Source organism: Bradyrhizobium sp. NAS80.1, assembly GCF_001908205.1.
In the GTDB taxonomy this organism is placed as follows: domain Bacteria; phylum Pseudomonadota; class Alphaproteobacteria; order Rhizobiales; family Xanthobacteraceae; genus Bradyrhizobium.
The window spans coordinates 1-3022 of record NZ_LGHL01000267.1 but is presented as its reverse complement, the minus strand read 5'-3'; the positions used below and the strand labels follow the sequence as shown (position 1 = coordinate 3022).

The following is a 3022-nucleotide window of genomic DNA, read 5'->3' as shown; positions in this document are numbered from 1 at the left end:
CGGCAGCGTGTTCGCGGCGCGTGGCAAGAAGCGCGGCCGGGTCGCGCTGCTGCAGGGCTGCGCCCAGCAGGTGCTGGCGCCGCGCATCAACCAGGCCGCCATCAGTCTCCTCACCCGCCACGGCATCGAGGTCGTCCTGGTCAGGGACGAGCAATGTTGCGGCGCGTTGACCCATCACCTTGGCAATGACCACGATGCATTGGCGCGGGCTCGCGCCAATGTCACGGCGTGGGGTGCGGAAGTGGCGGGCGAGGGGCTCGACGCCATCCTGGTGACGACGTCCGGCTGCGGTACCGTGATCAAGGACTACGGCTATCTGCTGCGCGAGGACGCCGCGTTCGCGGCTGATGCGGCGAAGGTGTCCGCGCTCGCCAAGGACATCACCGAATACATCGCCGGCCTCGGACTCGAACCGGTCGCGCGGCAGGACAACATCGTCGTCGCCTATCACTCCGCGTGTTCGTTGCAGCACGGGCAGAAAATCACGGGCCTTCCGAAAGAATTGCTTTCCAAGAATGGATTCGTGGTGAAAGATGTCCCGGAGAGCCATTTGTGTTGCGGTTCGGCGGGGACCTACAACATTCTCCAGCCCGAGCTTGCGGGTCGGTTGCGCGATCGCAAGGTCGCCAACATCGCAAGCGTCAAGCCGGACATGATTGCCGCGGGCAATATCGGCTGCATGGTGCAGATTGCCAGTGGCACATCAGTTCCGGTCGTACACACGATTGAGCTTCTCGATTGGGCTACGGGCGGGTCGCGGCCGACATTGAACGCGTCGAGCTGAGCTTTCGTCCGGAGGTGACGGCTGAAGACGCCCGATCGACCATTGTTTGGCGACAACAGGAGGACCACGATGGCGAAAGCGAAGAAGAAGAAAAGCAGGAAGGCCAAAAAGGCCAAGAAGGTTGTAGCGGCGAAGAAGGCGACGAAGAAGAAGGCTGCCAAGAAGTCCGCGAGGAGGACAGCGAAGAAATCTGCCAGGAAGGCCGCGCCGAAGAGGGCCGCCAAGAAGACAGCAAAGAAGGCTGCGGCGAAGAAGGCGGCGCCGAAGAAGGCCGCGAAGAAAGCGGCACCGAAGAAGGCGAAGGCAGCTCCCGCGCCGAAGCCGTCAGCGCCGGCGGCAGCTCCGGCTCCCGAGCCCGCCGTCGAAACAAGCTGGGCGATGCCTTCGTCTTCTGCGGAATCGACGCCGGTCGAGGGGCAAGGTTAGGCCAGAGGCCAGGTCCACCCCAACGATAACGATCGAGAACAGGAAGGCCGCGGCGGTGACGCTGCGGCCTTTTTGCATCGTCACAGTTTGCATCGTCACAGCGGTCTCGGGCGGTTGTCGTTCTCGCACCACTGCGATTCGTGGCGCAGGCGCCACTAGCCCGCGGGACTCCGTACTAACCCGGACGGCTCCGTGCGCGTTGGAATGCAAATCGTGTGATCGAGAAGCAACACTGGCTGACAACCCTTCGTAGAGTCGTCAGAACGCCCAATAAGGCAGCAAATGCCTGCGATTTTGGCTTCTCCGTTCACATCCCTCAATCCAGATTGCCGCAGTAACGCAATTTTGCAGACAGGTCGTACGCCCCGGGGGGCTTCCGGGAAAATCGACTGGGTGAGAACTGGTGATGGGGATTGAAATGAAGAAAGTGGCTTTGTTGGCAACGGCGCTGGCAATGGTGACGGGTTCGGCTTTCGCGGCAGACATGCCGGTCAAGGCACTGAAGGCGCCGCCGCCGCCCGCCTTCGATCCTTGGGATGTCGCCTTCGGCGGCGCGGTCATGAGCGACTACATCTTCCGTGGCGTCACCCAGTCGAACCACCAACCTTCGGTCGCCACCTATTTCGAGCCGCGCTACAACATCAACAAGGACCTGCAGCTCTACGCCGGTGTGTCCGCGGAGAGCATCTCCTTCGCCAATCGCGCTGCAGCCGAGGTTGACGTCTACGGCGGTATCCGTCCGACCTTCGGCGCATTCGCCTTCGACATCGGTGTCTGGGGCTACCTGTATCCGGGCGGGAGCTGCGCCGACAACGTGCTCACCGGCGGCATTCCCGGCGGTAACGTCTGCCCGGTCAGCACGACCACTATCTTCCTCGCCGACGGCAACGTCATGAAGAAGGACGTCAGCTTCTTCGAAGTCTACGGCAAGCTGAACTACACGATCAACGACAACTGGGCGGTCGGCGTGAACGAGTACTACTCGCCGAACTTCCTGAACTCGGGTGCCTGGGGCAACTACACTTCGTTGACCGCCAAGTGGACGGCGCCCAGCACGACCTTCGGTGCCTCGGGCGTTGGCATGTACGTGTCGGGTGAATTCGGTCATCAGTGGTTCGGCACGTCGGACGCCTTCTACGGCACCGGTCCCGGCACCGTTTTCGCCAACGGTATCCCCTACAAGGACTACAACACCTGGAACATCGGCATCGGCTTCACCTACAAGGTGGTCACGCTGGATCTGCGTTACTCCGACACCGATCTGAACAAGGGTGATTGCAACGCCTTCACCAGCGCGTTTAACGCCACTGGCACCACCAACGTCACCCCGATCAACCCCGGCGGTGCTGGCTCCAACTGGTGCGGCGCTGCCGGCATCGCCAAGCTGTCGTTCGACCTGACGGCGATGACCAACCTGAAGTAAGTTTCTTCCTGCAACGACACGGCAAGGGCGGCAGAACAATCTGCCGCCCGTTTGCTTTGGGTCGTACGATTGCTCGGCCTCATAGTTCGCCCGGCGATGCAGAGCATCGTCCGGAGACGCTCGTCTCCGGCCGGCTCCTCACCCATCAGGGTCTCAGATGCCGCTACGAGGACAGACCTCATCCTGAGGAGCCTGCCACCTCGGTGAAGAATGCCCGATTGGAAAGCTTTGACTTCCTTGGGTACACGCTCGGACCCCGCTGCTTCCGCAATGGGGGACGATGGTATCTTGGCGCGGCTCCTTCCAAGAAAAGCGTGCTGCGGATCAAGAGGAAGGTCAGCGTACTGCTGACGCCGGGCAACAAGGGCGCTTGGCCCGAAGTACAAGCA

3 protein-coding genes and 1 pseudogene are annotated in these 3022 nt (G+C 61.8%); all 4 read left to right on the top strand.

Translation table 11 applies throughout. From position 1 onward, the window contains the following. A partial coding sequence (locus tag AC629_RS40905) for a heterodisulfide reductase-related iron-sulfur binding cluster (protein ID WP_245332160.1) occupies positions 1–784 on the top strand: 784 nt, incomplete at its 5' end. A gap of 69 nt (positions 785–853) precedes the next feature. After that, positions 854–1210 (top strand): histone, encoded by a 357-nt coding sequence (locus tag AC629_RS40900; RefSeq protein ID WP_084810331.1) that lies wholly within the window; start codon positions 854–856, stop codon positions 1208–1210. Positions 1211–1628: 418 nt separating this feature from the next. Continuing rightward, positions 1629–2633 carry a TorF family putative porin gene (locus tag AC629_RS40895; protein ID WP_084810330.1) on the top strand — a complete coding sequence of 335 codons (1005 nt, stop codon included), beginning with the start codon at positions 1629–1631 and terminating at the stop codon, positions 2631–2633. Between the two features lie 203 nt (positions 2634–2836). Further along, a pseudogene (locus tag AC629_RS40890) lies at positions 2837–3022 on the top strand (group II intron reverse transcriptase/maturase); the annotation flags it as partial.

Bases quoted from the DNA above. Each gene is read 5' to 3' on its own strand.
- AC629_RS40900 (WP_084810331.1), top strand. From the start codon at position 854: ATGGCGAAAGCGAAGAAGAAGAAAAGCAGGAAGGCCAAAAAGGCCAAG.
- AC629_RS40895 (WP_084810330.1), top strand. From the start codon at position 1,629: ATGAAGAAAGTGGCTTTGTTGGCAACGGCGCTGGCAATGGTGACGGGT.